The sequence below is a fragment of the Bradyrhizobium pachyrhizi genome (genome assembly GCF_001189245.1).
In the GTDB taxonomy this organism is placed as follows: Bacteria; Pseudomonadota; Alphaproteobacteria; order Rhizobiales; family Xanthobacteraceae; genus Bradyrhizobium; species Bradyrhizobium pachyrhizi.
In genome coordinates, this window is record NZ_LFIQ01000104.1 from 14,737 (window position 1) to 39,615 (window position 24,879).

General features: G+C 64.8%; 21 protein-coding genes. 4 read left to right on the forward strand and 17 right to left on the reverse strand.

From position 1 onward, the window contains the following. A partial coding sequence (locus AKL29_RS45590; RefSeq protein WP_244482420.1) for a TetR/AcrR family transcriptional regulator occupies positions 1-300 on the reverse strand: 300 nt, incomplete at its 3' end. A gap of 396 nt (positions 301-696) precedes the next feature. Here AKL29_RS45590 and AKL29_RS25890 point away from each other — a divergent pair. Next, positions 697-2,199 (forward strand): hypothetical protein, encoded by a 1,503-nt coding sequence (locus tag AKL29_RS25890; RefSeq protein WP_028335981.1) that lies wholly within the window; start codon positions 697-699, stop codon positions 2,197-2,199. A gap of 216 nt (positions 2,200-2,415) precedes the next feature. Here the strand turns inward: AKL29_RS25890 and AKL29_RS45595 are convergent, their stop codons facing one another. From AKL29_RS45595 to AKL29_RS25955, 13 genes are all read right to left on the reverse strand, one after another. Beyond that, entirely contained in the window at positions 2,416-2,676 is a 261-nt protein-coding gene (locus AKL29_RS45595) for a DUF3052 family protein (protein ID WP_410712114.1), read from the reverse strand. Between the two features lie 166 nt (positions 2,677-2,842). Continuing rightward, positions 2,843-4,765 carry an ATP-dependent zinc metalloprotease FtsH gene (ftsH, locus tag AKL29_RS25900; RefSeq protein WP_028335979.1) on the reverse strand — a complete coding sequence of 641 codons (1,923 nt, stop codon included), beginning with the start codon at positions 4,763-4,765 and terminating at the stop codon, positions 2,843-2,845. Between the two features lie 258 nt (positions 4,766-5,023). Beyond that, a complete protein-coding gene (gene tilS, locus AKL29_RS25905; protein WP_050386122.1) occupies positions 5,024-6,058 on the reverse strand; it encodes a tRNA lysidine(34) synthetase TilS in 1,035 nt (344 codons plus the stop codon). A 52-nt stretch (positions 6,059-6,110) separates the two neighbouring features. Further along, positions 6,111-7,154: a tol-pal system protein YbgF gene (gene ybgF / locus AKL29_RS25910; RefSeq protein WP_050386123.1), complete on the reverse strand. Its 1,044-nt coding sequence runs from the start codon at positions 7,152-7,154 to the stop codon at positions 6,111-6,113. Positions 7,155-7,400: 246 nt separating this feature from the next. Next, entirely contained in the window at positions 7,401-7,883 is a 483-nt protein-coding gene (pal, locus tag AKL29_RS25915) for a peptidoglycan-associated lipoprotein Pal (protein ID WP_016846948.1), read from the reverse strand. 271 nt (positions 7,884-8,154) lie between these two features. Next, positions 8,155-8,889 carry an N-acyl amino acid synthase FeeM domain-containing protein gene (locus AKL29_RS25920; protein WP_038377730.1) on the reverse strand — a complete coding sequence of 245 codons (735 nt, stop codon included), beginning with the start codon at positions 8,887-8,889 and terminating at the stop codon, positions 8,155-8,157. A 173-nt stretch (positions 8,890-9,062) separates the two neighbouring features. Beyond that, entirely contained in the window at positions 9,063-11,387 is a 2,325-nt protein-coding gene (locus AKL29_RS25925; protein ID WP_028335975.1) for a putative bifunctional diguanylate cyclase/phosphodiesterase, read from the reverse strand. 184 nt (positions 11,388-11,571) lie between these two features. Continuing rightward, positions 11,572-12,897, reverse strand: a complete 1,326-nt coding sequence (tolB, locus tag AKL29_RS25930; protein WP_028340643.1) for a Tol-Pal system beta propeller repeat protein TolB — start codon at positions 12,895-12,897, stop codon at positions 11,572-11,574. A 72-nt stretch (positions 12,898-12,969) separates the two neighbouring features. Next, complete coding sequence (locus tag AKL29_RS25935; RefSeq protein WP_050386124.1) at positions 12,970-13,902, reverse strand: cell envelope integrity TolA family protein; 933 nt, start codon at positions 13,900-13,902, stop codon at positions 12,970-12,972. A gap of 30 nt (positions 13,903-13,932) precedes the next feature. Continuing rightward, the gene (locus tag AKL29_RS25940) at positions 13,933-14,400 is read right to left on the reverse strand and encodes a biopolymer transporter ExbD (RefSeq protein WP_016846953.1); all 468 of its coding nucleotides are present in this window, start codon (positions 14,398-14,400) and stop codon (positions 13,933-13,935) included. Between the two features lie 34 nt (positions 14,401-14,434). Continuing rightward, complete coding sequence (gene tolQ, locus AKL29_RS25945) at positions 14,435-15,148, reverse strand: protein TolQ (protein WP_016846954.1); 714 nt, start codon at positions 15,146-15,148, stop codon at positions 14,435-14,437. A 646-nt stretch (positions 15,149-15,794) separates the two neighbouring features. Beyond that, on the reverse strand, positions 15,795-16,181 hold the full coding sequence (crcB, locus tag AKL29_RS25950; protein WP_028338252.1) for a fluoride efflux transporter CrcB: 387 nt from the start codon (positions 16,179-16,181) through the stop codon (positions 15,795-15,797). A 237-nt stretch (positions 16,182-16,418) separates the two neighbouring features. Then, on the reverse strand, positions 16,419-17,018 hold the full coding sequence (locus AKL29_RS25955) for a superoxide dismutase (RefSeq protein ID WP_016846956.1): 600 nt from the start codon (positions 17,016-17,018) through the stop codon (positions 16,419-16,421). Positions 17,019-17,157: 139 nt separating this feature from the next. On the opposite strand from AKL29_RS25955, the gene AKL29_RS25960 reads away from it, so the two are divergent. The 3 genes from AKL29_RS25960 to AKL29_RS25970 all read left to right on the forward strand — a co-directional run bounded on the left by AKL29_RS25960 (position 17,158) and on the right by AKL29_RS25970 (position 19,912). Then, entirely contained in the window at positions 17,158-17,688 is a 531-nt protein-coding gene (locus AKL29_RS25960) for a GNAT family N-acetyltransferase (protein ID WP_028338253.1), read from the forward strand. A gap of 136 nt (positions 17,689-17,824) precedes the next feature. Beyond that, on the forward strand, positions 17,825-19,210 hold the full coding sequence (locus AKL29_RS25965) for an MATE family efflux transporter (RefSeq protein WP_050386125.1): 1,386 nt from the start codon (positions 17,825-17,827) through the stop codon (positions 19,208-19,210). 258 nt (positions 19,211-19,468) lie between these two features. Next, positions 19,469-19,912, forward strand: a complete 444-nt coding sequence (locus AKL29_RS25970; protein ID WP_028337683.1) for a DUF2147 domain-containing protein — start codon at positions 19,469-19,471, stop codon at positions 19,910-19,912. 245 nt (positions 19,913-20,157) lie between these two features. Here the strand turns inward: AKL29_RS25970 and AKL29_RS25975 are convergent, their stop codons facing one another. From AKL29_RS25975 to htpG, 3 genes are all read right to left on the reverse strand, one after another. Next, the gene (locus AKL29_RS25975; protein ID WP_028337682.1) at positions 20,158-21,306 is read right to left on the reverse strand and encodes a DUF3095 domain-containing protein; all 1,149 of its coding nucleotides are present in this window, start codon (positions 21,304-21,306) and stop codon (positions 20,158-20,160) included. A gap of 172 nt (positions 21,307-21,478) precedes the next feature. Continuing rightward, a complete protein-coding gene (zigA, locus tag AKL29_RS25980; protein WP_050386126.1) occupies positions 21,479-22,684 on the reverse strand; it encodes a zinc metallochaperone GTPase ZigA in 1,206 nt (401 codons plus the stop codon). Positions 22,685-22,944: 260 nt separating this feature from the next. Continuing rightward, the gene (gene htpG, locus AKL29_RS25985) at positions 22,945-24,807 is read right to left on the reverse strand and encodes a molecular chaperone HtpG (RefSeq protein ID WP_050386127.1); all 1,863 of its coding nucleotides are present in this window, start codon (positions 24,805-24,807) and stop codon (positions 22,945-22,947) included. Between the last annotated feature and the right edge of the window lie 72 nt (positions 24,808-24,879).

Consider the following 24,879-nt stretch of genomic DNA (forward strand, 5'->3'; position numbering starts at 1 on the left):
CGCGATCGTCGTCACCGCGGCGGCCAGCGCCGATGACGGCCCTGGCGCGGCATCCGCGGCGCGCCGGATCGCCGTGAGCTCGTCGCGCGAGACTTCCGTGATCAATTCCGAGATCAGTTCGGCCTTCGACGGGAAATAACGGTAGACCGTTCCCGCCGCGACATTGGCCCGCACCGCGACGGGTGCGATCTGGACCGCCGCCATGCCGCCCGCCGCCGCCGCGTCCCGCGCAGCCGACAGGATGGCGCTGCGCCGCGCAGCCAGCCGTTTCACGACCTGATGAGTTCGCCGGTAAACCATGGCGTTCCGTCCCCCCGCCGTGCGCCCCGGCCGGCGCCCACCGGCAGAACACACGAGTCTTCAACGTTTTGAGCGATTGATCCCGCAATCGCCTGAAGAAGTGAACAACTATTCAGACTGAATGACAAGCTGGAATTGTAAGGATTTTTTGCAACCTCTGGTACCACCTCTGATTGAGCCAACGGCACTCCGGCCCCTCCCCGATCGGATCAGGGCCGCGATGGTAAATCGCTGGCTAAGCTGATCGCTCGAAATCGAGACATCTGATCTTGCGCATGCGCGCAATATCAGCTGCGGCATTTACCCGAATTTATCGGAAGCCGTGGTCGAGTGCGCGCCAGCATCACGCGTGGCGTTGGCTCTGGATGCCCCCGGCCGAAACAAGCAAGAAAGCGCATGTCACTCTCCATCACCAGCAGCGTGAGCAGCCGTAGCGCGGCGCGAGGACTGGTGCCGCTGTGCGCCGCCGTGGGCGCCTATCTGTTCTATCTCTCGGCCGGCGAAATCCTGCTGCGCGATTCCGACACGATGTGGCAGATCAGGGTCGGACAGTGGATCCTCGAACACGGCGCGATGCCGACATCGGACGTGTTCTCGTTCACCCGTTTCGGCGAGCCCTGGATCTCGAGCTCGTGGCTGTCGCAGGTGGCGTACGCGCTCGTCTACGGCGGCGATTGGGCCGGGCCGGTGATCCTGTCGTCGATGGCGATCGGCGCGACGGTCGCGATCTTCCTGCATCTGCTGAGCCCGTATTTCGATCCGGCGCGCGCGATCCTGATCGCGGCGCTGGCGCTGCTGTTGTCGACGATCCACTTCTTCGCGCGGCCCCACGTGCTGGCGCTGCCGGTGCTGCTGGCGTTCATCGGCGGCCTGCTCGCGGCCGCGGATCGCCGCACTTCACCGTCATGGTGGCTGCTGCCGCTGATGACGCTGTGGGCCAATCTGCATGGCGGCTTCGTTCTCGGCCTGGCGCTGATCGGACCGATCGGACTGGAGGCGGTGTGGAACGGGGAGCCCGGCCGCCGCCGTCAGCTTGTCGTGCGATGGGGCCTTTTCGGCCTCGCCGCGCTGGCCGCGAGCTGCCTGACGCCCTATGGCTGGACCAGCCTGCTGGGCGCGACCAAGATCCTCAGCCTCGGCAAATTGCTGACGCTGATCGGGGAATGGAAGCCGGCGGATTTCAGCAAGCCCAGCTTCTTCGAAGCCACGCTGCTCGGCCTGATCGGCCTGATCTGCTATCGCAGGCTGACGCTGTCGGTGCCGCGGATCCTGCTGCTGCTCGGGCTGATCTGGATGGCGCTGAGCCATGTCCGCAACATCGAGGTGTTCGCGTTCATCGCACCGCTGGTGCTCGCCAAGCCGATCGCCGAGCAATGGGGAACGGCAAGCGCCACCGCGGCCCGCTTCGGAGAAACGCGCGCATTCCCCGTCGTCACGATCCTGGCTGCGATCGCGATGGTGATCGGCGCATGGGTGACGACGGCGATGTTCGTCGCGCAGCATCAGTTCAAGTTCCTGCCGATGTTCTCGCCCGTGGCCGCGGTCGATGTGCTGCAGCAGCACAAGGCGCAGCGCGTCTTCAGCACGGCGCCGTTCGGCGGCTACATGGTGAGCCGCGACATGAAGGTGTTCATCGACGGCCGCGCCGAGCTCTATGGCGAGCAATTCGTGCTCGACTATTACGATGCGCTCGACGCCCGTGACGTCGGGCAGTTGCTGGGCCTGCTCGACAAGTACCGGATCGACGCCACGCTGCTGAGCTCGGACTCGCCCGCGGGCAACGCGCTGGATCACCTGAAGGGCTGGAAGCGGCTGTACAAGGACGACATCGCCGTCATCCATGTGCGCTCGGACGAGACCAAGGTTGGTGCGGCGCCGGCGGCCGAGCGTTCGAACTAGGGCGCCCCCCACATGCGTCGCGTCCGCTTTTGCCTCGCGGGTCCCTGACCTAGGTCGGCTCACCTATCGAAAGCGGACGTTGCAGCCTTCTGAACAAAGCTCAGCTGCGGTCCAGAAGCGGACTATTGCATTCTAGAAACTTTGACCAGGAGCTCTCTCAACCACTTGTGCTGGGCATCCCCATTTTGACGCGGATGCCAACTCGCCGTGGAGGTCTCAGCGCTTGCCGCGCTCTTTGACCGGGATCACGAGTTTCAGTCCCGACCAGACGTCATCGACCGCACAGACCTTGACGTCGACCAGGCCGTTCGCGAGCGCGGTTTCGCGGACCTCCTTCTCCGTAAGGTCGGTCGCGACGCCCGAACTCTTCTTCGGCCACGACACCCAGATCATGCCGTCAGGGGCGATCGCCTGACGGTAACGCCGCAGCTTGGCCGCAAGCCCTTGTGCGTTGGCAGCGAACAGGGTGCACGGCATCGAGCGGTGCCCGTGCGGTGTTCGCCACCAGCACATCGGGGGGCAGTTCGCCGACAACGTCGCCATAGGGAACGGACAACCCGTCGACAAAAATACAAAAGCCCGGCTTGAGGCCGAGCTTTTGCACAATCGGTTTGCCGGAAGCACCGGCCATGGCGGGCGAGGCTTACGCCTGCGGCTGCGGCTCCATGCCGGTGTCCGGATCGGGACGCGGGCGCGGCTTGCCGGCCGGCGGCACGGCGGATGCGCGCGGCGTCGACGGCTCCAGCACCGACTCGCGGTTGGGCTTCTTGCCCTTCAAGAGGTCGATGATCTCGTCGCCGGTCAGCGTCTCGAACTCGAGCAGGCCCTTGGCGAGCGCCTCAAGATCCTCGCGCTTCTCGGTGAGGATCTTGGTCGCCTCGTTGTAGCCTTCCTCGACCAGACGCCTGATCTCGGAGTCGATCTTCTGGACGGTCGCCTCCGACGCGTTCTGCGTGCGCGAGACCGACATGCCGAGGAACACCTCGTCCTGGTTCTCGCCGTAGGAGACGGTGCCGAGCTCTTCCGAGAGGCCCCAGCGCGTCACCATCATGCGGGCCAGGCGGGTCGCCTGCTCGATGTCGGAGGCGGCACCCGAGGTCACCTTCTCGCGGCCGAAGATCAGCTCTTCGGCGACGCGGCCACCCATCATGATCGCAAGCCGCGAAGTCATCTGCTCAAGCGACATCGACAGCTTGTCGCGCTCGGGCAGCTGCATCACCATGCCCAGCGCACGGCCGCGCGGAATGATGGTCGCCTTGTGGATCGGATCCGTCGCGACGACGTTGAGGCCGACGATGGCGTGGCCGCCCTCGTGATAGGCCGTCAGCAACTTCTCTTCCTCAGTCATCACGAGCGACTTGCGCTCGGCGCCCATCATCACCTTGTCCTTGGCCTCTTCGAACTCGGCCTGCGTCACCATCCGCTTGTTGCGGCGGGCGGCGGTCAGCGCAGCCTCGTTGACGAGGTTCATCAGGTCGGCGCCCGAGAAGCCCGGGGTACCGCGCGCGATGGTCTTGAGGTTGATATCCGGAGCCAGCGGCACCTTGCGGACGTGAACCTTGAGGATCTGCTCGCGGCCGACGACGTCCGGGTTCGGCACCACGACCTGGCGGTCGAAGCGGCCGGGACGCAGCAGCGCGGGATCGAGCACGTCGGGACGGTTGGTCGCCGCGATCAGGATCACGCCTTCATTGGCCTCGAAGCCGTCCATCTCGACCAGCAACTGGTTCAGCGTCTGCTCGCGCTCATCGTTGCCGCCGCCGAGGCCGGCGCCGCGATGACGGCCAACCGCGTCGATTTCGTCGATGAAGATGATGCACGGCGCGTTCTTCTTGGCCTGCTCGAACATGTCGCGGACGCGGCTCGCGCCGACGCCGACGAACATCTCGACGAAGTCAGAACCGGAGATGGTGAAGAACGGCACGTTGGCTTCGCCCGCGACCGCGCGCGCGATCAGCGTCTTGCCGGTGCCGGGAGGGCCGACCAGCAACACGCCGCGCGGAATCCGTCCGCCGAGCCGCTGGAACTTGCCGGGGTCGCGGAGGAATTCGACGATCTCCTGCAGGTCCTGCTTGGCCTCGTCGACACCGGCGACGTCCTCGAAGGTGACGCGGCCATGCGCCTCGGTCAGCATCTTGGCCCGCGACTTGCCAAAGCCCATCGCCTTGCCGGCGCCGCCCTGCATCTGCCGCGACAGGAAGATCCACACGCCGATCAGCGCGATGAACGGCAACCAGGAGACGAGCAGCGAGACGAACCACGGCACGTTGTCGCCGGGCGCCTTCGCGGTGATCTGCACCTTGGCGTCATAGAGGCGCTTCACGAGCGTCGGATCGCTCGGCGCGTAGGTCTGGAAGCTCGTGCCGTTGTTGAAGGTGCCGTGAATCTCCGGCCCCTGGATCACGACGTCGCGGACATGGCCCTGATCGACCTCAGTGAGAAGCTGCGAGAACGAGATGTCCGAGGACGACGAGCGCTGGCCAGGATTCTGGAAAAGCGTGAACAACGCCAGCAACAGCAGGACAATGATGACCCAGAGGGCGAAATTCCGCAGATTGGCGTTCATGGTCTTCCTTCGTGGTCGCGCGGATCGCGGCCTCTCTCTATCCTTGGGCAGGCTCTGTGGGAATCCCCAGGGAATCCATCCCGTCGATGGCATACAATTTAGGTGCCGCTGGGGTAGATGCCAAGGGAACCACGCACGACTATTTACCGCATCCTAGCGCGATTCCCGGTCAAAAAATGGCGCTGAATCCGGTGTTTTTCCGGGGTGGTTAAGCCTCTTTGCCCGATTATGACAGCGATTGAAACAATCGAACCCGGCTCAGCGGGAGCGCGCCCGGCGGGGTGGCGCCGGCCCGATCCTGATACGGCCGGCGGCGACGCTGATGACCGCTCCGGCAAGGGTCTGTTTCAGCTTGGATTCGCGTTTTCCCAAAGTCCCATCCAAGGCCTCGTCCATCGCGGCGAGCAGGGTTTCGACCTTGCCGAGCTCGGCCGGCCCCTCATGTCCGATGCGGTCGATGGCGCGCTTGAGCAGACGGACGCGGATTTCCTCGGGCATCACCGCGAACAGTGCAGCATCGAAGCCCGCGCCGGAGTTATCCTCGCTCTTCGACGCAAGATAGTGCTCGGCGCCGTCGACCAGCACCTCCAGGGCGGCGTTGGCGCGCGCGATCCTTGCGGCGAGCCGCGCCAGGTTCCGCGCGTCGCCGCCCTCCGCCGCGAGCATTGGCATCAGCGCGCGCAGCCTCGGACGCGTGAAGGATCGATCGCGGTTGGTCGGATCGTCGGCAAAGCCGATGCGCGCCTTCTTCAGCGTCGCGATCAGCTGGGCCTTGGAGATGTCGAGCAGCGGCCGCGTCAGCAAGACGCCGTCGCGCTCGGTCTCGCGCGCCATTGCCGAGAGGCCCGCAACGCCGCTGCCGCGCAGCATCCGCATCAGCAGTGTCTCGGCCTGATCGTCACGGGTGTGTGCGGTCAAAATATGCGTGGCGCCATGCCTGCGTGCGGCCTGCGCGAGCAGTCGATAGCGGGCCGCGCGCGCGGCCGCCGGCACGCCAGTTCCAGGCTTTGGTCCAGTCCAACGCAACGTGTGATGCGGCAGGTCGAGACTTCGCGCCAGCCGCTTGACGTCGCGCGCCTCGCGAGCCGCTTCAGGACGCAGGCCGTGATCGACCGTGACCGCCACCAGCCGCGGTCCCTGCGCGAGCGCGCGGCGCCAGCGCGCGGCGAGCCACATCAGCGCGACTGAATCGGGACCACCGGACACCGCAAGCAGGAGCGCCGGCGCGCCCGCAAGGCCTGCGAACAGGCGCTTGGTGTCCCGTGCCGGGATGGCGGATTGGTCGTCGGGCATCGCAAGACCAGCTGCTGGCGGAGAGGCCGGAAGCGGCCCTCCCGCATCTGGTTTAGCACTTCACGCGCTTCTGCTCGCGGTCAACCGCAGCCTTGACCCCGCCGGACGCGCGCGGGTACTTCCGCGTGATCTCGCCGAACGCGGCGCAGGCCGCTTCCTTTTCCTTCAGCGCCGCCAGCGACTGGCCGAGCCGCAGCAGGGCGTCGGGCGCCTTCGCGGACTTGTCGAACTTGGTGGTCACGCCGAGAAAGGTCTCCGCAGCATCGCGATATTGCTGGCGCTGGAAATAGCTTTCGCCGAGCCAGTATTGCGAGTCCGCCACCAGGGGATCGTTCGGATACTTCTGGCCGAAATTCTTCATCGTCTCTTCGGCGAGCGCATAGTCCTTGCGCTGCATATAGCCGATGCCGAGGTCGAACTCGTCCTTCGGCGTCGCCGATGGCGGCAGCGTGGTCAGGGCTGCGCTCGCGCCGGGCGCACGCTGCGGGCTGGTGTTGCCGAGATTGAGCGGCTCGCCTGCCCCACGGCCGCCGGGCGCACCAACCGCCGCCTCACTGGGCATCGCCATCCCGCCGCCGCCAAGTGCGCGCGGTGCCCCTGGGGCATTCGGGTTCTGGTTCGGATCGAAGGCATCGCCGCGGCCGCGGCGGCCGGAAGCCGCCGGCGCCGGCTCCTGCGCGATCGGCGCGGGCGCCGCGATCTGCTGCTGCTGGTCATAGCCGCCCTGCGGCTGCCGGCCATATCCTTGCTGCGGCTGGCCGTAGCCTTGCTGGGGTTGGGCGTAGCCCGGCTGCGGTTGCGGGTAGGCCTGCGGTTGCTGCGCCGGTGGTGGCGCCGCCGCGACGGGTTGGCCCGCCGGAGCCTGTCCACCTGGGCCGGGCGGTTGCCCGCCAAGCTGCCGCAGCCGCTCCTCGAGCTGGCGGTTACGGTATTGCAGTTCCTCGTTCTGACCGGTCAGCTGCCGCAGCTGGTTCTCGAGCCGCTCGATCCGCATTTCAGCATCGGAATCGTCGGATTGGGCAAACACTGGCGAGGAAACGGCGAGCAACGCCGCGATCGCCGCGGCGGAGGAAAGAAAATGAATCCTGGATGACATTTTGCCCTGACGACGAGATCGACGTGAAAAGCGAGCGACATTGAGGGACGGAGTACGCCGGAATTGTGACTGGCACTTCAAATCCGGGACAGCGTCGCGCGACACCGGTTTAGTACGGACGCTGGAACAAGCAAGCGGCCAATTGCGCGCAGCTTCGTTCATCTTGATGACGGCCCGGCTTTCACGCGGCCAAAACAAAGCCGGCGCCCGAAGGCGCCGGCTTGAAAACACTCATTCAGGTTCGCGTCAGGAGCTGGCGTTCAGCACGGTGACGGCACGACGATTCTGCGACCAGCAGGAGATGTCGTTACAGACCGCGACCGGACGCTCCTTGCCGTAGGAAATGGTGCGCATGCGGCTCGGATCGATGCCGCGCGAGGCAAGGTAAGCGCGGACCGACTGGGCACGGCGGGCACCGAGCGCGATGTTGTATTCGCGGGTGCCGCGCTCGTCGGCATGACCTTCGATGGTGAAGGAGTAACGGTTATAGGTCTGCAGCCACTGCGCCTGCTTGTCGAGGGTCGCCGTCGCCTGCGGGCTCAGATCGGTCTGATCGCTCTCAAAGAACACGCGGTCGCCGACATTGACCACGAAATCCTGCTGGCTGCCCGGGGTCGCGGCGCCCCCAATCGCGCCATTGGCGTCCAACGGGTTCTTGTTGGCGCAGGCACCCATCGACAGCGCCACCGCCAGAACCGCAACCAGCTTCATACCCTGGAGATAATTCATTCCCGGAGCCTCCACGCTCGCGCTCTTCGTACTACCCAATCGGTCTACAGGGCGATGGTTAAGCGAACGTTCCGTCAACCTTGACGAGACCTTGCTCGACCCCATCAAATGCCAGGTAATGGCGAAAAGCGCCCCCGATGGTTAATGGGTGGCAAATGTGGCGCGATGGTGAAGGGAAGGCAAGGTTCGCGGGAACCGGCCGCTTTTGCAGGGCAATTTGGCCTGCGCGCAACAGTCGATCGACACTGAGTCGATGAGAATGCCGTTTCCCTCAGGGATTCGGCACGATCGAAGCGCGCTCGAACGGCTGCACGAAGCCGTCGGGCTGCAACTGGCCTTCGCGGTCGAACAGCATTCGCCGCTCGAAGGCGCTGGAGCGCAGGAAGGGATAGCGGGCCAGCACGCGTTCCCGCACCGTCGGCAGATGCGACGCCATCAAGCCGACCGGCTTCACCAGCCCGGGATAGAGCCGCGGCTCCGACCAGGTCTCGTGCAGGAACACACGCCGGTAGAACGCCATGTGCTCGGGCCGGACCGGCGCCAGGCCGTAGTCAGCGTTGAAGTGCACGCCCGCCGTCGAGCCGAGGCGCACCGTGACATAAGGAAGTTCCGGATTGTTCCGGGCCTTTTCGGGATCCGCGACGAAGCGCGTCGAGTCGATGAAGACCAGGCCCTGATCAAGCTTCGGCAGCAGCACGTCGCCGAACACCTCGAGCGTCGGCGAGGTTCGCCACTCCGGCGTCACCACGGTGATGCGGATCGAGCTGCAGAGTTCGCCTTGCAGATAGACACCGAACACCCAAGCATTCGGCGCATCATCGAACTGATCGACGACCCGCTCGTCCGCCGAGGGCCGGATCGCGCCTTCACGCAGATAGGCGCGATAGCGAAGCCGGTAGATCTCGTCTTTCTGTTCCGGGGTCTGAGCGAGGCGGTAATCGACTTGATCCAGAGGGTCCGCAAGCCTTCCTGTCGCGGGCTTGATGGCTTCGGCCGCGGACCTCATTTGGTACTCCCTGAACAACTCAACAACTTCAACGCGCGAGCCAAAAGATTAACAGCTTCTTAATTTCCGTCAAAGCAATCGAGGCAATACAGTTAACTTCCGACCGGAAGGGCACACTACGAATAGTGCAGTCGAAGGCTCTCACAACTATCGATTGAGTATATTGCGCCGGATCAAGCGATCGAGCGCGAGGGAACCACGTGCAGTTGCTCGTCGGTCCGCCGGCCGTGCGAGGCATTGAGCAGCTGGCGGATGCGGACGGAGGGAACCGGCCGGCTGAACAGGTATCCCTGTGCTTCGGTCACCGCGCCATCGGCGCTGATCAGTTCGAGCTGCTCATTGGTCTCGATGCCCTCGACCACGACCGACATGCCGAGATCCGCCGACAGCCGCGCCACCCCGCGCAGCAAGGTCAGCGGACGGTCGCTGTCGATACCCTCGAGGAAGGAGCGGTCGATCTTGACCTTCTGCAGCGGGAAATTGTGCAGGTAGCTGAGCGACGAGTAGCCGGTGCCGAAATCGTCCAGCGAGATCCGCACACCGAGCGAGCGCAGCTGGGAGAGCACGTCGTGGGTCAGCTCGGTGTTGTGCAGCAGCGAGGATTCGGTGATCTCGATCTCGAGCCGGTGCGCCGGCAGGCCGGAGACCTCGAGCGCGTAGCGAACCTCGCTCAGCACGTCGCGCTGGTGGAACTGCTGCGGCGAGAAGTTGACCGCGACGCTGACCGCCTCGGGCCACTTCATGCATTCCATGCAGGCCTTGCGCAGGATCCAGCGGCCGAGATCGACGATCAAGCCCATGTCCTCGGCAACGGGAATGATGTCGACCGGAGAGACCGTGCCGCGCACCGGATGGTTCCAGCGCAGCAGCGCCTCGCAGGTGCTCACCTTGCCGGACTTCAGGTTGATCAGCGGCTGGTAGAACAGCTCGAATTCTTCGTTGGCGAGCGCCTTGCGCAGGTCGAGCTCGAGGATGCGGCGGGCCTCGACGGTTTGCGCCATCTCGTCGCGGAAGAAGCAGAAGGTGCCGCGGCCGTCGGCCTTGGCGCGGTAGAGCGCCATGTCGGCATTCTTCAGCAGCGTGTCGGCTCCGACGCCGGGCGCGGTCATCGCGATGCCGACGCTGGCGCCGATCTCGACCAGGTGGTTGTCGATCTTGTAGCGTTCGCTGAGGCGGTCGACGATGCGCCGCGCCAGCGCCGCAGCGTCCTCGTGCGAGTGGATGTTCTGCTGGAACACCACGAACTCGTCGCCGCCGAACCGCGCCACGAAATCCTCCGGCCGCAGCATCTCGCGCAGCCGCTCGGCGACCGCGCAGAGCAGCTGGTCGCCGCAGGGATGACCGAGCGTATCGTTGACCTGCTTGAACTGGTCGAGGTCGACGAACAGCAATGCGGAGCGATGGTCGCCGTGCTGCATGGCGAGCAGCCGGCCGATTTCGTCGCGGAAATTGACGCGGTTGGGCAGCGCGGTCAGCTCGTCGTAGCGCGCGAGGTGGCTGATCCGGGCCTCGGCGTCCTTGCGCTCGGTGATGTCCTCGACCAGCACCACCGTGCCGCCGCCGGCCATCGGCTGGAAGGTCCAGTCGAGCGAGCGGTTCTTGGTGGGGTCGGGGTCGCTGGTGACGATATCGCCGCGCTGCGAGCTCTCGATCTCGTAGAGAATCTGCTGCGCGGCCGCGGCCGAGATCGAGCCGGACAGGACGCAGGCGTTGCAGATATCGGTCGCGCTGGCGCCGCGCTGCACGAAATCGTCCGACAGCTGCATCATCTCGATGAAGCGGTGGTTCATCACCGCAACGCGGCCGTTAGCGCTGAACATGCACAGGCCGTGCGGCATGTTGTTCAGCGCGGTATCGAACTGGCCCGCCAGCGCGGCCTCGCGCTCCTTGGCGATCCAGGCGTTGACGTAGATGCGCTGCAGGCTGGAGGTCAGGTGCCGGATGGCGCTGAAGAACACCAGGCTGAGCAGCGCAAGGGCGATGTGATAGGGACCGCCGACATACATCAGCGCCAGGATCAAGGGACCGATCGACATCAACAGATGCAGGTGGAAGATCTGCGGCCGGCCGAAGGTCCGCCCTACCCCCGCCGAGGTGTAGGCGACCACCGTGGTCACGCAAAGCATGTGCGCGGCGGCGTCCCTGGTCGTCAGCAGCACGGTGACGCCCCAGATGCCGAGCGAAATGCCGTAGGCGATGGTGCCGATCCGGTAACGCTTCTCCCAGGTCACGGACTCCTCGACGGTGAGCCGGGAATTGCGCTGCTGGTAGCGGTACATCTGCAGCGCGCGCGCCAGCCCCACCACGATGAACAGCGGCACGCACAGCCAGCACAACAGATTGCTCGTGACAGCCGCAATCACGGCGCCCGCAATGGCGGGGCCGAAGGCGCCGAAAATCATGGGCGCTGGGTTCATGAACAGGGAATCGACCAGCGCCGCGGAAATCGTCGGCGACATCGACCGGTCCGGTTCACCCGTCTGACTTGCGAACTGCATTGTGAGAGCGCGCGTCCTTTTCAGCTCGCACTCTTACTGATCGCAGGTGAAGTCTTTCTGAGCGAACATCGTTAGCAAGTTCTTGCCGCGCCCAGGCGACGACCGGAATTCACCATAAAATTCAGTGCGCTAGGTGAGAAGTGCCGACCGCCGCCGAGGTTCCCCAGAGCAGTCTGCACACAGCTCATGACAACAGCGGTGACCAGGCCGGGTCGGAGGCAAAGCCCGGGGTCGGTACCCGCAGCTCGTTGCGGCCGGAGACGTCGATGGTGAACAGCGACGGGCCGCTGTTGCCGCCGGGATCGCGGAAGAACATCACGACGCGCCCGTTCGGCGCAAAGGTCGGGCCTTCGTTGTGGAAGCCCGAGGTCAGGATGCGCTCGCCCGAGCCGTCGGGTTTCATGATGCCGATCGCGAACTGCCCGCCGCCCTGCTTGGTGAAGGCGATGTAGTCGCCGCGCGGCGACCATACCGGCGTCGAGTAGGTGCCGTCGCCGAACGAGATGCGCTGTGCGCCGCCGCCGGTTGCCGGCATCACATAGATTTGCGGCTTCCCGCCGCGATCGGATTCGAAGCAGAGCCGCGTGCCGTCGGGCGCATAGGATGGCGAGGTATCGATCGCCGGCGTGTCGGTCAGCCGCGTCATCGACTTCGAGCGGAGATCCATCACGAACAGGTTGGAGTTGCCGCCCTGCTGCAGGCTCATGATGACGCGCTGGCCGTCGGGCGAGAAGCGCGGCGAGAACGACATGCCCGGGAAGTTGCCGACGATCTCGCGCTGGCCGGTCTCGATGTTGAGCAGATAGACGCGCGGGTCGCCCTGCCCGAATTCCATGTAGGTGATTTCCTGGGTCGACGGAGAGAAGCGCGGTGTCAGCACGAGGTCCGAGCCGCGGGTCAGGTAGCGCACATTGGCGCCGTCCTGGTCCATCAGCGCGAGCCGCTTGACGCGGCGATCCGCCGAGCCGCTTTCGTCGACGAACACGACGCGGGTATCGAAATAGCCCTTCTCGCCGGTCAGCCGCTCGTAGATCTGGTCGGAGATGATGTGGGCGATGCGCCGCCAGTATTCGGCCGAGGTGTCGTACTGCTGGCCGGCGAGCTGCTGGCCGGTGTTGACGTCCCAGAGCCGGAACTCCGCCTTGACGCGCCCGTTGCCCTGCCGCGTCATGCGGCCGGTGACCAGCGCCTGCGCGTTGATGCTCTTCCAGTTGTTGAAGTTCGGCGCCGCGTCGATGTTGATCTGCTTCTCGAGATAGGCCGCCTGATCGATCGGCGCAAACAGGCCGCTGCGCTTCAGATTGTTGGTGATCACCTGCGTGACGCCGACACCGACCTCGGTGTCCCCGGGCGTGCCGGCAGCGAAGTTCGGGATCGCGATCGGCAGCGGCGCGAAGTCGCCTTCCGGAATGACGACGCGCTTCTGTGCAAAGGCGCTGCGGCTTCCGGCCAGCACGCCAAGGGCAGCCATTCCCGAAATCATCTGTCGGCGGTCGAGGCGAAACGTCATTGCACGCAAATCATTCTGGTCGGTCATTGTCCGTAGACTTTGTTTGCTATTGGCCAAGCGACGCCGTCGCCCTCAGGTCTTTCGCTCTGTGAACACCGGCGCAAAATACTTCCATTCGTCGAAGAAGGCCGCCGGCAGATTGTACGGCTGGCATTCGATGATCGCCCGCAGCGCGCTCTCCTGATAGACGCGCAGATAGGGCGTCGCCGGCGTGCCTTCCGGGACCGGCATGCCCTCGAGCGAGCCGTCGCGCTTCAGCTTAATCGAGAACACCGCCTCGGTCTGCTGCGCCTCGATGCCGCCATAGGGCTTCTTCCAGCAACGCTCGACCTGCTGCTTGAACATCGCGCCCCAGGTCGCGGAGTTGTCGGCAGCCTTGCCCTTGGCCGTGCCGAGGGCGGCGTTTGCGTTCAGCGTGTCGCCGGTCGCCGCGGCGCGCGTCGGGTCACGCTTGTCGAGCAGGGCTGCGATCTTGCTCTGATCGAACACGCGATCCTTCGGCTTCTGCTCCGGCGGCGGCTTGGCGGCCTGCTGCACCGGCTTCGGCGGCGGCTTCTTCTCTTCCTTCTTGATCGCTTCCGCGATCGGGTCGGGCTTCACCGGATCGGGTTTCTTCTCGACCGGCTTCGGCTCTTCCTTCGGCTTGTTCTCGACCTTCTTCGGCGGATCCGGCTTCTTGTCTTCCGGTTTCTCCACCTTCGGCGCCGGCTGCGGCGCGGTGTCGGTCACGACAGGGGGCTTTTTCTCCTCGACCTTGCCGACGGTGTCGTCGACCGGCTTGGCTTCGGCGACCTTGTCGACTAGCGGCTTGGGATTTTCCTTCTTGCCGTCCTTCTGACCGGCCATGACATGCGAGAGTTGGTCGGGCGAGATCACGTCGACGGCAACCGATTCCTCTTCCGGCATCACATACGCCTTGGTCGACCACGACACGAGGCCCCACCCGATCACGAGGACGTGCAGGACAATCGATGCCGCCAGAGTCTTGTCGACCTTGACCTTCAAATCAGGCTTCCCCGTGCCTTGGCATGGTGGTTATCCGCCTTCCGGGATGATGACGATATTCGCCTTGAATCCCGCGGCCCGGACCTCTCCGAGCAGTTTCATCATATCCGTGTAACAGACGTCCTTGTCGCCACGCAGATAGACCACTTTTTCGGCATCCGACCGGGCGTCACCGATCGCCTTGATCTTGGCCGGAAAATCGGCGGCCGTGACCGGCGCGTCACCCAGATAGAGCTCGACATTCGAGTTGCAGCCGCCCCCGGTGCGCTTGACCGACAGTGTCAGCGGCGGCTGGTTCGACGAGATCGACTTGCCGCCGCTCGCCACCGGCAGGTCGATGTCGATGTTCGACGTCATCAGCGGCGCCGCCACCATGAAGATGATCAGCAGCACCAGCATCACGTCGACCATCGGCGTGACGTTGATCTCGGCCATGACCGGCTTGCGCCCGCCGCGGCGGCGTCTGCCACCGCCGGACCCTGCCATGCTCATCGCCATGATCGCACACCCGCAAAAGTGACCATCATCTAACTCAACCCCGCTCGTCGATCTGACGGGACAGGATGGCGGAGAACTCGTCGGCGAAGCCCTCCAGGCGCGCGGCCTGCCGGTTCACCTCCGAAGTGAACTTATTGTAGAAAATAGTCGCCGGAATTGCGGCAATCAGGCCGATTGCGGTAGCAAACAGCGCTTCCGCGATACCGGGCGCCACCACCGCCAGAGAGGTGTTTTTGGAGGCCGCGATCGACTGGAAACTCGACATGATGCCCCAAACGGTGCCGAACAGGCCGACAAAGGGACCGGCCGAGCCCACGGTGGCGAGCACCAGCAGCCGGCGTTCCAGCCGCTCCACTTCCCGGGCGATCGAGACGTTCATGACCTTCTCGATCCGCGCCTGCAGGCCGGCAAAGGACCGCGACTGGCTCTCGAAGGAGCGCTTCCACTCCCGCATCGCCGCGACGAAACAGGCCGCCATCGACTGGGTCGGCTTGGCAGAGAGGGCCCGGTAGAGTTCCTCGATCGACTGACCGGACCAGAACGCCTGCTCGAACTTGTCCATCGCCCGCTTGGTGCGGGCGTAGAGCAGGATCTTGTCGATTGCTATCGCCCAGACCCACACCGAGCAGGACAGAAGTCCCAACATCACGCATTTGACGACCCAATGGGCCTGCCAGAACAGCGCGATCAGCGACACGTCGCTCGATGCCAGTGGCAGAGTTGACTGAGCCACGTCGGCGGGATTCATCGGCAATTTCCTCTCAACGCAAGTGTCCCAATTCGGCGGGCCGCCAATCGGCATCCCTTCCACGGCCGCGCGCCCGGCGCGGCAAAACTGCGCGAGAGCCTCTTACATCTGTCGCATGGGGGGCCCGTCCAAAGCCGGGCCCTGCTTCCCCTGCCAACATGTCAAAACGAGGGCTTTTCACGCGTCATTCCGACCCTAACCAAACGCTAATCATGGTTAAGGCGAGGTTACCAAAGGGAAATTTGGAGGCGGGAAATGCCGCCGGCCGGGGAGGTTGGCGGGTTCCACAGATGGAATGGCTCTCGTTCGGAGGGCGGGTCCATCCCGGCGTCGTCCTGGCGAAAGCCAGGACCCATAACCCCCGGATTCAGTGATGAACCCGATCGTGGCCCCAGCGTCGCGCAACAGTTGAGATTTGGGGTAATGGGTCCTGGCTTTCGCCAGGACGACATTGCGTGTGTGGCGCGGTCTGTGAGTCACACATCCACATTCACGCGACATGATTTGTCCGAGCTTTGCCCTTCATCTCGCCCCCTCTCTTGAAGAGGACGCAGGGAAAGCCGGGTGCCGATCGCCCCCATGGGCCCCGTGCAAAAGGTGGCACGCGCGCGCGAGAGCGTCCACGAGGCATGACGCCGAGCGCATCTCACGTCAAATGCCGCACGATCGCGAGGCCGGCGAACAGGCCGGCGATCGAGAGGGCCACCGAGCCCGCGACATACAGCACCGCAAGGCCGAGCTCGCCGCGCTCATAGAGCAGCGCGGTGTCGAGCGAGAAGGCGGAGAAGGTGGTGTAGCCGCCGAGGATGCCGGTCATCAAAAATAGCCGCCAGGGCTGCGAGGCGTCGCCCTTGAAGGCGAGATAGCCGGCGATCAGGCCCATCACGGTCGAGCCCGTGATGTTGATGATGAAGGTGCCGTAGGGAAACGCGGTGCCGATGCAGCGCGCGCAGGTGACGTTGATCAGCTGGCGCAACGTCGCGCCGAGACCGCCGCCGAAGAAGACGAGGAGATAGCTTGCCGCGTTACCCACCAATGCCCCCGCCGGTGTGGTGAAGTGAGGGGAATCCAACCCCGCGTAGTTTCACCCTTCCCCTGAAAGGGGAGGGTCGACGCGAATGAAATGAGCGGCGGGGTGGGGTCAAGTCTCTCCATTGAGAGACTGCTCGTGTTGAGAGATGACCCCTCCCCGTTTCGCATTTCGCTTCGCTGCATGCGAAACGACCCTCCCCTTTCAGGGGAGGGTGCGGGGTCGTGAGACGACCTGAGATCAGCCGGCCTTGCCGAACAGCTCGTCGACATAGTCCCAGTTGACGAGGTTTTCGACGAACGCCTTCAGATAGTCCGGACGGCGGTTGCGGTAGTCGATGTAGTAGGAGTGCTCCCAGACGTCGACGCCGAGGATCGGCACCGCGCCGTGAACCAGCGGGTTCTCGCCGTTCGGGGTCTTGGCGACCTCGAGCTTGCCGCCCTTGACCTGCAGCCAGGCCCAGCCGGAGCCGAACTGGCCGGCGCCGGCAGCGGCGAAGTCGGCCTTGAACTTGTCGAAGCCGCCGAGGTCTTCATTGATCTTCTTTTCCAGCCGGCCGGGCAGCTTGCTGCCGCCGCCATTCGGCTTCATCCACTTCCAGAAATGGATGTGGTTGTAGTGTTGACCGGCATTGTTGAAGACGGCCGCGTTCTTGCCGAACGAACCCTTCACGATCTCCTCGAGGGACTTGCCTTCGAATTCGGTCCCCTTGATCGCGTTGTTGCCGTTGGTGACGTAGGCCTGGTGATGCTTGTCGTGGTGAAACTCCAGCGTTTCCTTGGACATGTAGGGAGCAAGGGCGTCGTGGGCGTAGGGCAGATCAGGTAGCGTGAAGGTCATGGGGTAATGTCCAACAGAGGGTGGGAGACTACACTTAACGGCCCCCCCTTATAGAAGGTTCCATGGCGGAGAAACACCGCATTTTCGGATCGCCTATGACAGATCGGCACAGCCCGAACCAAGACCAAGGATCCAGACGATGAGCATCGAAATCGACATTCTCAACGGAGATGCGTCGTGGAAGCGCGCCGAGCCGCTGCTCCGGGCGGTCTGGAGCCCGGATGCCGCCGAGAAACAACCCTGGGCCGATATCAAATGGGCCCACGCGGATTTGCGCGTGCTGCTCGATGCGCCCGACGACAGCGGGCTGGCCTGCCATGTCGGTATCTATTTCCGGACCATCACCTGGAATGGCCACAAGGTGCATGTCGGCGGCATCGGCGGAGTCTCGACCCGTGCGGACTGCCGGCGGCGCGGCTATGCGTCACTCGCGTTAGATGCCGCCGTGCACACCATTCGTGCCAACGACGCGGTGAAATTTGCAATCTTATTCTGCGAGCCGCACAATTTCGCGTTCTACCAGGCGCGCGGCTGGCATCCCTTCAGCGGCGAAGTTTATTGCGAGCAGCCTTCCGGGCAGATCCGTTTCGAGGCGATGGCGCCGTTCGTCAACGACATCGTCCGCGCGCCGCGCCAGGGCAAGATCGACCTATGCGGCCTGCCGTGGTGACCCCTGCATCGGCGGCGGTGGCGATGAACGGTGCAACCTCGTAACATGTCGATCATCATTTATTGATTGCGAGCCCGGTTCACTGGCGTTGGATTGCAGTGCGCCCCTCTCCCGCTTGCGAAGTGAGCCGTGACGCATGACCATTGATGCCTCGATCGACGACGTGCAGCCGGCCACGGCCGCGCCCGCCACGCCGGTCAACGACCTTTTGACCGCGCCGATCCTGCCGACGCTGCTGCGCCTCGCGATCCCGAACACCATCGCCATGTTCGGCTCGACGCTGGTCGCGGTGGCCGAGACCTCTTACATCGGCCGGCTCGGCACCGAGCCGCTGGCCGGCATTGCGCTGGTGTTTCCGTTCGCGATGCTGACGCAGATGATGTCGGCCGGCGCGATGGGCGGCGGCGTCTCGTCGGCGATCAGCCGCGCGCTCGGCGCCGGCGACCGCGACCGCGCCGCCGATCTGGCGCTGCATGCGGCGATTATCGGCGGATGCGCCGGACTGTTCTTCACTGTGATGATGCTGGGCTTCGGCCGCAACTTCTATGCGCTGCTCGGCGGACATGGCGGCGTGCTCGAGCAGTCGATGCATTACTCGCAGGTGTTGTTCTCCGGCGCGATCTCGATCTGGCTGGTCAACACGCTCGCCTCCGTGGTGCGCGGCACCGGCGACATGCGGATTCCCTCGATGACGCTGATCACGGTCTCGATGATCCAGATCGCGGTCGGCGGCGTGCTGGGTCTCGGGTTGTTCGGCATGCCCGGTCTCGGCATGCGCGGCGTCGCCGCCGGACAGCTCACGGCCTTCACGTGTGGCGCGATCTTCCTCGCCTGGTATCTCGCCTCTGGCCGCAGCCGGTTGAAGCTCGACTTCGCCGCCTTCAGCTTCCAACGCGCGATGTTCCTCGACATCCTCAAGGTCGGCGCGATCTCCTGCCTGTCGCCGCTGCAGAGCGTGCTGACCATCCTGATCTTCACCAAGATCTTGGCCAGCTTCGGCACCGAGACGCTGGCCGGTTACGGCATGGGCTCGCGGCTGGAATTCTTGCTGATCCCGATCGCGTTCGCGGTCGGCGTCGCCTCGGTGCCGATGGTCGGCATGGCGATCGGCGCGGGACTCGTGACCCGCGCCCGCAAGGTGGCGTGGACCGCCGGCACCGTCGCCGGACTTGTCGTTGGCCTCGTCGGACTTGTGGTCGCACTCAAGCCGACGCTGTGGATCGCGCTGTTCACCACCGATCCCGGCGTGACCGCCGCGGCTTCGTCCTATTTCGCGCTGGCCGGCCCGGGCTTCGGCTTCTTCGGCGTCGGTGTCTGTCTCTATTTCTCCTCGCAGGGCGCCGCCAAGGTCGGCGGACCGGTGCTGGCCGGCACCATCCGCCTGCTGCTGGTCGGCATCGGCGGCTGGTGGCTCGCTACCGTGAGCGCCCCGGCATGGACGCTGTTTGCGCTGGTCGGCAGCGCGATGGTGGCGTTCGGCCTCGCCACCATCATTTCGATCCGGCTGACCCGCTGGGGATAATACGACGCGGCGCCCTCGCACCGGAGCGTTGCCTGAGCATGACTGCTCCGGAAACAGGCACCAAATTTTTTTGGGAGCGCGCTCACCTGATCGCGCGAATATGACATTGCAGAAATTCTTCGACTTGTTATGCAGGCCGACCTCTAAAGCGCGATGAGATTGGGTCGAATCGTCGTCGCGCTTTAGCTCTTTGTTGATCATGATCTTTTTGGAAAACCGCTTCGCACTTTTCCGGATCATGCTCTGGGGGAATAAGCCATGGCCTGCCGATTCGGATTCATGATCGCAATCATTGCGACGGCGCTCGCCGTCCCCGCCGCGCATGCGCAGGGCGCACCTGAGCCGGTCGGCGTCTGGCAGACCCAGGCCGGCGATGCCCGCGTCAAGATCAGCAAATGCGGCGGCGGTATCTGCGGCGTGGTGGTGAGCCTGCGCGACCCGATCGATCCGATGACCGGCAAGCCCCAGATCGACAACAAGAATCCGAATCCGTCGCTGTCCAGCCGACCGATCATCGGGCTGCCGCTGTTCTCCGGCATGCATCCGGTTGCCACGGGCAAATGGTCCGGCCAGATCTACAACGCCGACGACGGCGGCACCTATGCGAGCAGCATCTCGGTGACCGGCGAGAGCACGCTGCGCGTCGAAGGCTGCGTCGGCGCGCTGTGCGGCGGCGAGACCTGGACGCGGGTGGGCCGGTAATTCTGAGCCGAGCAGCAACCGCGACGGGACCGTGCTCCCTCGCCCCGCTCTTGCGGGGAGAGGGTTGGGGTGAGGGGCTCTATCCGCGTAGCATATCTGAATTGTAGTCAGCTCACCGTCGATCTCGCGAGTGGGATGAATATCTCCTTGCGGCCACGCATTGCCCTGCCCCTCACCCGGAAGCCACGCGAGGCGTGGCGTCCGACCTCTCCCCGCAAAAGAGCGGGGAGAGGTTAGAAAAATTGCTACACCGCGCGCGCCTTCAGCACCGTCGCGGCCGAGGCGTAGCCGCCGCGGGCGCCGTCGATGAAGTGGACGTGGTCGGCGCGCATCACCGACGGAGTGAAACAGGTCATCATCGCGGCATCCTGCTCGTGCAGGCCATAACGCACGATGCCCTGCGCGGCTGCGGCGGCGAGGCGCTGCTCGATGTCGGCGGCGAGCTCCGGCGTGCAATCCAGGATCATGCGCAGGCCATCGTCGAACTTGCGGAAGTCCGAATTCTCGACCACCTGCTGCAGATAACGTTTCGGTGCAAACTTGCCGACCGGGATGTTGAACCGCATCAGCGTATAGGCCCACAGCGCGAATGTGAGCACGACGGCGCGCCGCAGCGCGAGCGGTCCGCCGCGCCGTGCGCGCGCCTCGTACTCCATTCCCTGCGGCGGCCAGTGCAGCGGCGGACCGCTTGCGGGCACCGGCCGTCCGGCATCGGGGCTCTTCTCGATGCGGACGACGATATCCTCGATCACCTTGCGGAAGGATGCGGGATCGGCGTTCTTCGCCGGCAGCACCAGCACCGAGAGGATCAGGCCGCGCGCGGACGGCATCACCTCGAAGCGGCAGGACAGGCCGGACAAATCGGGCTGTGTGCCCTGAGGCGCCGGATCGACCGCGAACGCGCCGCGCTTCATCGCGGCATCGGCGTAAGCAAGACCACCGCCGGAGAACATCGCATAAGACAGATTGGCCGACGGCCCGAAGCGCGCGACGCGGACATCGGCGCCCGCGGCGCGGATCGCCGCCATCGGCACCAGCGCCACCCGCAGCACCAGATCAAGGTCGTCGTGCACCCAGCGCGCGGTCGCGGCCAGCGCCTCGCGCGCTCTGTCGAGATCGGCGGGCGCAACCGCAAAACTCGCACCGTCGCCGCCGAACACGAAGGGGAATTCGCGGCCCTCCAGCGCATTGGTGACGGCGGCGACCACCGCAGCGCCGGCCATGTTGACCGCCTTGTAGCGCTGCGCCGCGATCGCCTTGGTCGATTCCACGATATCGGCGACGCCGACCGTCCAGTCATCGGGCAACGGCGCATACAGCGCGGGGTCCATCAGCCGCGCGAAGCCGCGAAACACCGGAATGCCGCCGTAGAAGATCTCGCTGCCGCCAGCCATCGCAACGCCGCGCTGTTTCCGCCCTGATGCGGGATTCTCTAGCAGATACGGTGCGGGTTGGGGCCGGTTTTAGAAGCGTAGCCCGGACGGAGCGCAGCGAAATCCGGGGACCTCTCAAGCAGCGGAAGACCCCCGGATTGCGCTTCGTTCCATCCGGGGTACGGTGACTGCCTCACGCCGCCTCGCCTGCCCTGCTCCACGGCGGAAACGGATCGCGCAGCCCGGCCCAGGCTTGCGGGTCCATGCCCGGTCTGCCGGCGACGAGGCAGGCATCGAGACGGCGGCGGATGTCGTCCTCGTTCATGCCGGAGCCGATGAAGACCAGCTCCTGCCGGCGATCGCCGTAGAGATCGTTCCAGCTCCGCTGCATCATCAGCCGCCAGTCCGGATGATCCGGCCAGCGCTCGCGCGGGATCGCGGCCCACCACGAACCGAGGCCTTCGGTGCGGACGATGGCGCCGGCCTGGCTCAGCTCGCCGCACCAATCCGGGCGCGTCGCGATCCAGAAATGGCCCTTGGCGCGGATCACGCCTTGCCAGCTCTCGCGCAGGAAGGCGTGGAAGCGCAGCGGATCGAACGGGCGCCGCGCGCGGTAGACGAAGCTCGTGATGCCGTATTCCTCGGTCTCCGGCACGTGCCCGGCAAAGCCGTAGAGCTCCTTGTGCCAGAGCGGATGCTGCTGCGCGCGCTCATAGGCGAAGCGGCCGGTGTCGAGCACGCGGTCGAACGGGACTTTTGCGAAATTCGCCTCGACGATGTCGGCCTCGGGATTGAGCGCACGCACGATGGTGCGGGCAGCCTCGCGCTCTGCCTGCTTTGCGGCATCGATCTTGTTCAGCACCACGACATCGGCGAACTCGATCTGCTCGACCAGCAGATCGACCAGCGTGCGCTTGTCGCCGTCGAGCGCTTCGCCACGTTGGCTGAGGAAATCGGTCGAGGCGTAGTCTTTCAGGAGATTGGCGGCGTCGACCACCGTGACCATGGTGTCGAGCCGCGCGATGTCGGAGAGGCTTTGGCCATCTTCATCGCGAAACTCGAAGGTCGCGGCGACCGGCAGCGGCTCGGAAATGCCGGTCGATTCGATCAGGAGATAATCGAACCGGCCGCTCTCGGCGAGCGCGCGCACCTCCTTCAACAGGTCGTCGCGCAAGGTGCAGCAGATGCAGCCATTGCTCATCTCGACCAGTTTTTCGTCAGTCCGGGACAGCATCGCACCGCCATCGCGAACGAGGTCGGCGTCGATGTTCACCTCGCTCATGTCGTTCACAATCACCGCAACCTTCAGGCCGCGGCGGTTGTTCAGGACGTGGTTCAGCAAAGTGGTCTTTCCAGCCCCGAGGAAGCCGGACAAGATGGTGACGGGGAGTTTTTGCATCGAGATCAAACAGTTGCTGGAGGGATCGGCGGCGGCGGGACATGGGGCATTCGCTTGATGTTATGTTATAACATAACATCAATGGACTGCGGCCTGTCAAGCGCCGGGTGAGGCGCAGTCAGCCTGCCATTCTCGGAAATGCGTCGCCCGGATGGAGCGCAGCGAAATCCGGGGACCGCCTCAGCGAACGAGAGACCCCGGATTGCGCTTCGCTTCATCCGGGCTACGCAGCCGTGGATGACGGGTTCAGAGTTCGCGCTCTACTTCCCCAATCCGCGCAGCACGAGCTGGTTCATGCGGCCAGCGAACGCGGCGGGGTCGTCGGGCATCTCGCCGTCGAGGATCTGCGCCTGTTCGAACAGCAGCAGCGACAGGTCCTTCGCCTGCGCGCTGTCGGTCGCGAGCGCCGCGACCAGTGGGTGGCGCAGATTGATCTCGAGCACCGGCTTTGTGATCGCGCCGCGGTTCTGCTGGGCGAGCAGCCGCTCCAGCGCGCGGTCGCGCGCATCGCCGCCTGCGACGAGGCACGACGCGCTCGCGGTCAGCCGCTGCGAGGCGCGGACGTCGGAGACGCGCTCGCCGAGCGCGTCCTTGATCACGGCGATCGTGGTCGCCGCGTCGGCCGCGGGTTCGTCCTTCTTGTCGTCCTTGTCATCGGCAAGCGGGATCAGGCCGAAATCGACATCGCCCTGGCTCAGCGACTTCAGCGGCTTGCCGCCGAAATCGAGCGGCGCCGAGGTCCAGAACGCATCGACCGGATCGGTCAAGAGCAGCACCTCGATGCCGCGGGCGCGCGCCGATTCCAGCTTCGGGTTCGACTTCAGCCGCTCGACGCTGTCGCCGACCAGATAATAGATCTCGGTCTGGTTCGGCTTGAAATCGTCGACAATTTGCTTCAGCGAGCGGTTCTCGCCCGACGTCGTGGTGAAGCGCGCCAGCGCCAGCAGCTTGTCGCGGCGCTCGAAATCCTCCCACAGGCCTTCCTTGATCACCGGGCCGAACGCGTCCCAGATCTTTGCGAAGGTCTCCGGCTCCTTCTCGCCCAGCGTTTCGAGTTCGCCGATCACGCGGCCGGTCACGGCCTTGCGGATCTGCGCGAGCTGCGGATTGTTCTGCAGCATCTCGCGCGAGATGTTGAGCGGCAGGTCCTCGCTGTCGATCACGCCGCGGATGAAGCGCAAGTAAGCCGGCAGCAGCTCGGCGTCGTCGGCGATGAAGACGCGGCGGACGTAGAGCTTGACCTTGCCCTTGCGCTCGACCTGGAACAGGTCGAACGGCTTTTGCGACGGCGCGAACAGCAGCACGGCGTAGGACTGCCGGCCTTCGGCGCGGTAATGCAGCGTCATCGCCGGCTCGTCGAACGCGCCGGCGATCTGCTTGTAGGCCTGCGCGTAGTCCTCCGGCTTGAGCTCGGATTTCGAGCGCTGCCATAGTGCGCTCGCCGAGTTGATCTGGCGCGGCTCTCCCTCTTCCGGCACCAGCAGAATCGGAAACTGGATGTTGTCGGAATATTCGCGGACGATGCGCTCGATCTCGTAGGCTTCGAGATACTTGGCGGCGTCTTTCTTCAGATGAAGCACGATCTCGGTGCCGCGCACGACGCGCTGGGCAGCCTCTTCGCTCGCCGGTGCGATCTCGAAGCCGCTGCCGCCTTCCGACGACCACACCCACACCTCGTCCGAGCCGGCGCGCCGGCTGGTGACGACGATCTTCTCGGCGACCATGAAGGCGGCATAGAAGCCGACGCCGAACTGGCCGATCAGATTGGCGCCGTCCTTGGCCTCGGTGAGCTTCGACAGGAACGATCTGGTGCCGGAGCGCGCAATGGTGCCGAGATTGTCGATCAGCTCCTGACGCTCCATGCCGATGCCAGTATCGACCACGGCAAGCGTGTTGGCCGCCCTGTTCGGGACGATCCTGATCTCCGGCGGCGTGCCGTCGGTGATCAGGGACGGATTGGCGATCGCCTCGTAGCGCAGCTTGTCGCAGGCGTCCGACGCGTTCGAGATCAACTCGCGCAGGAAGATATCGGTCTCGGAATAGACCGAATGCACCATCAGGTGCAGCAATTCGGCAACCTCGGCCTGGAACGGCTGGGATTCGGCAGCGGCAGTTGTGGTCATGCGGAAACTCGGACAATCGGTAAGGGGCGGGAAAGCCCTGATATAGCGCGATCACGCCGCGTGGCAAGATTG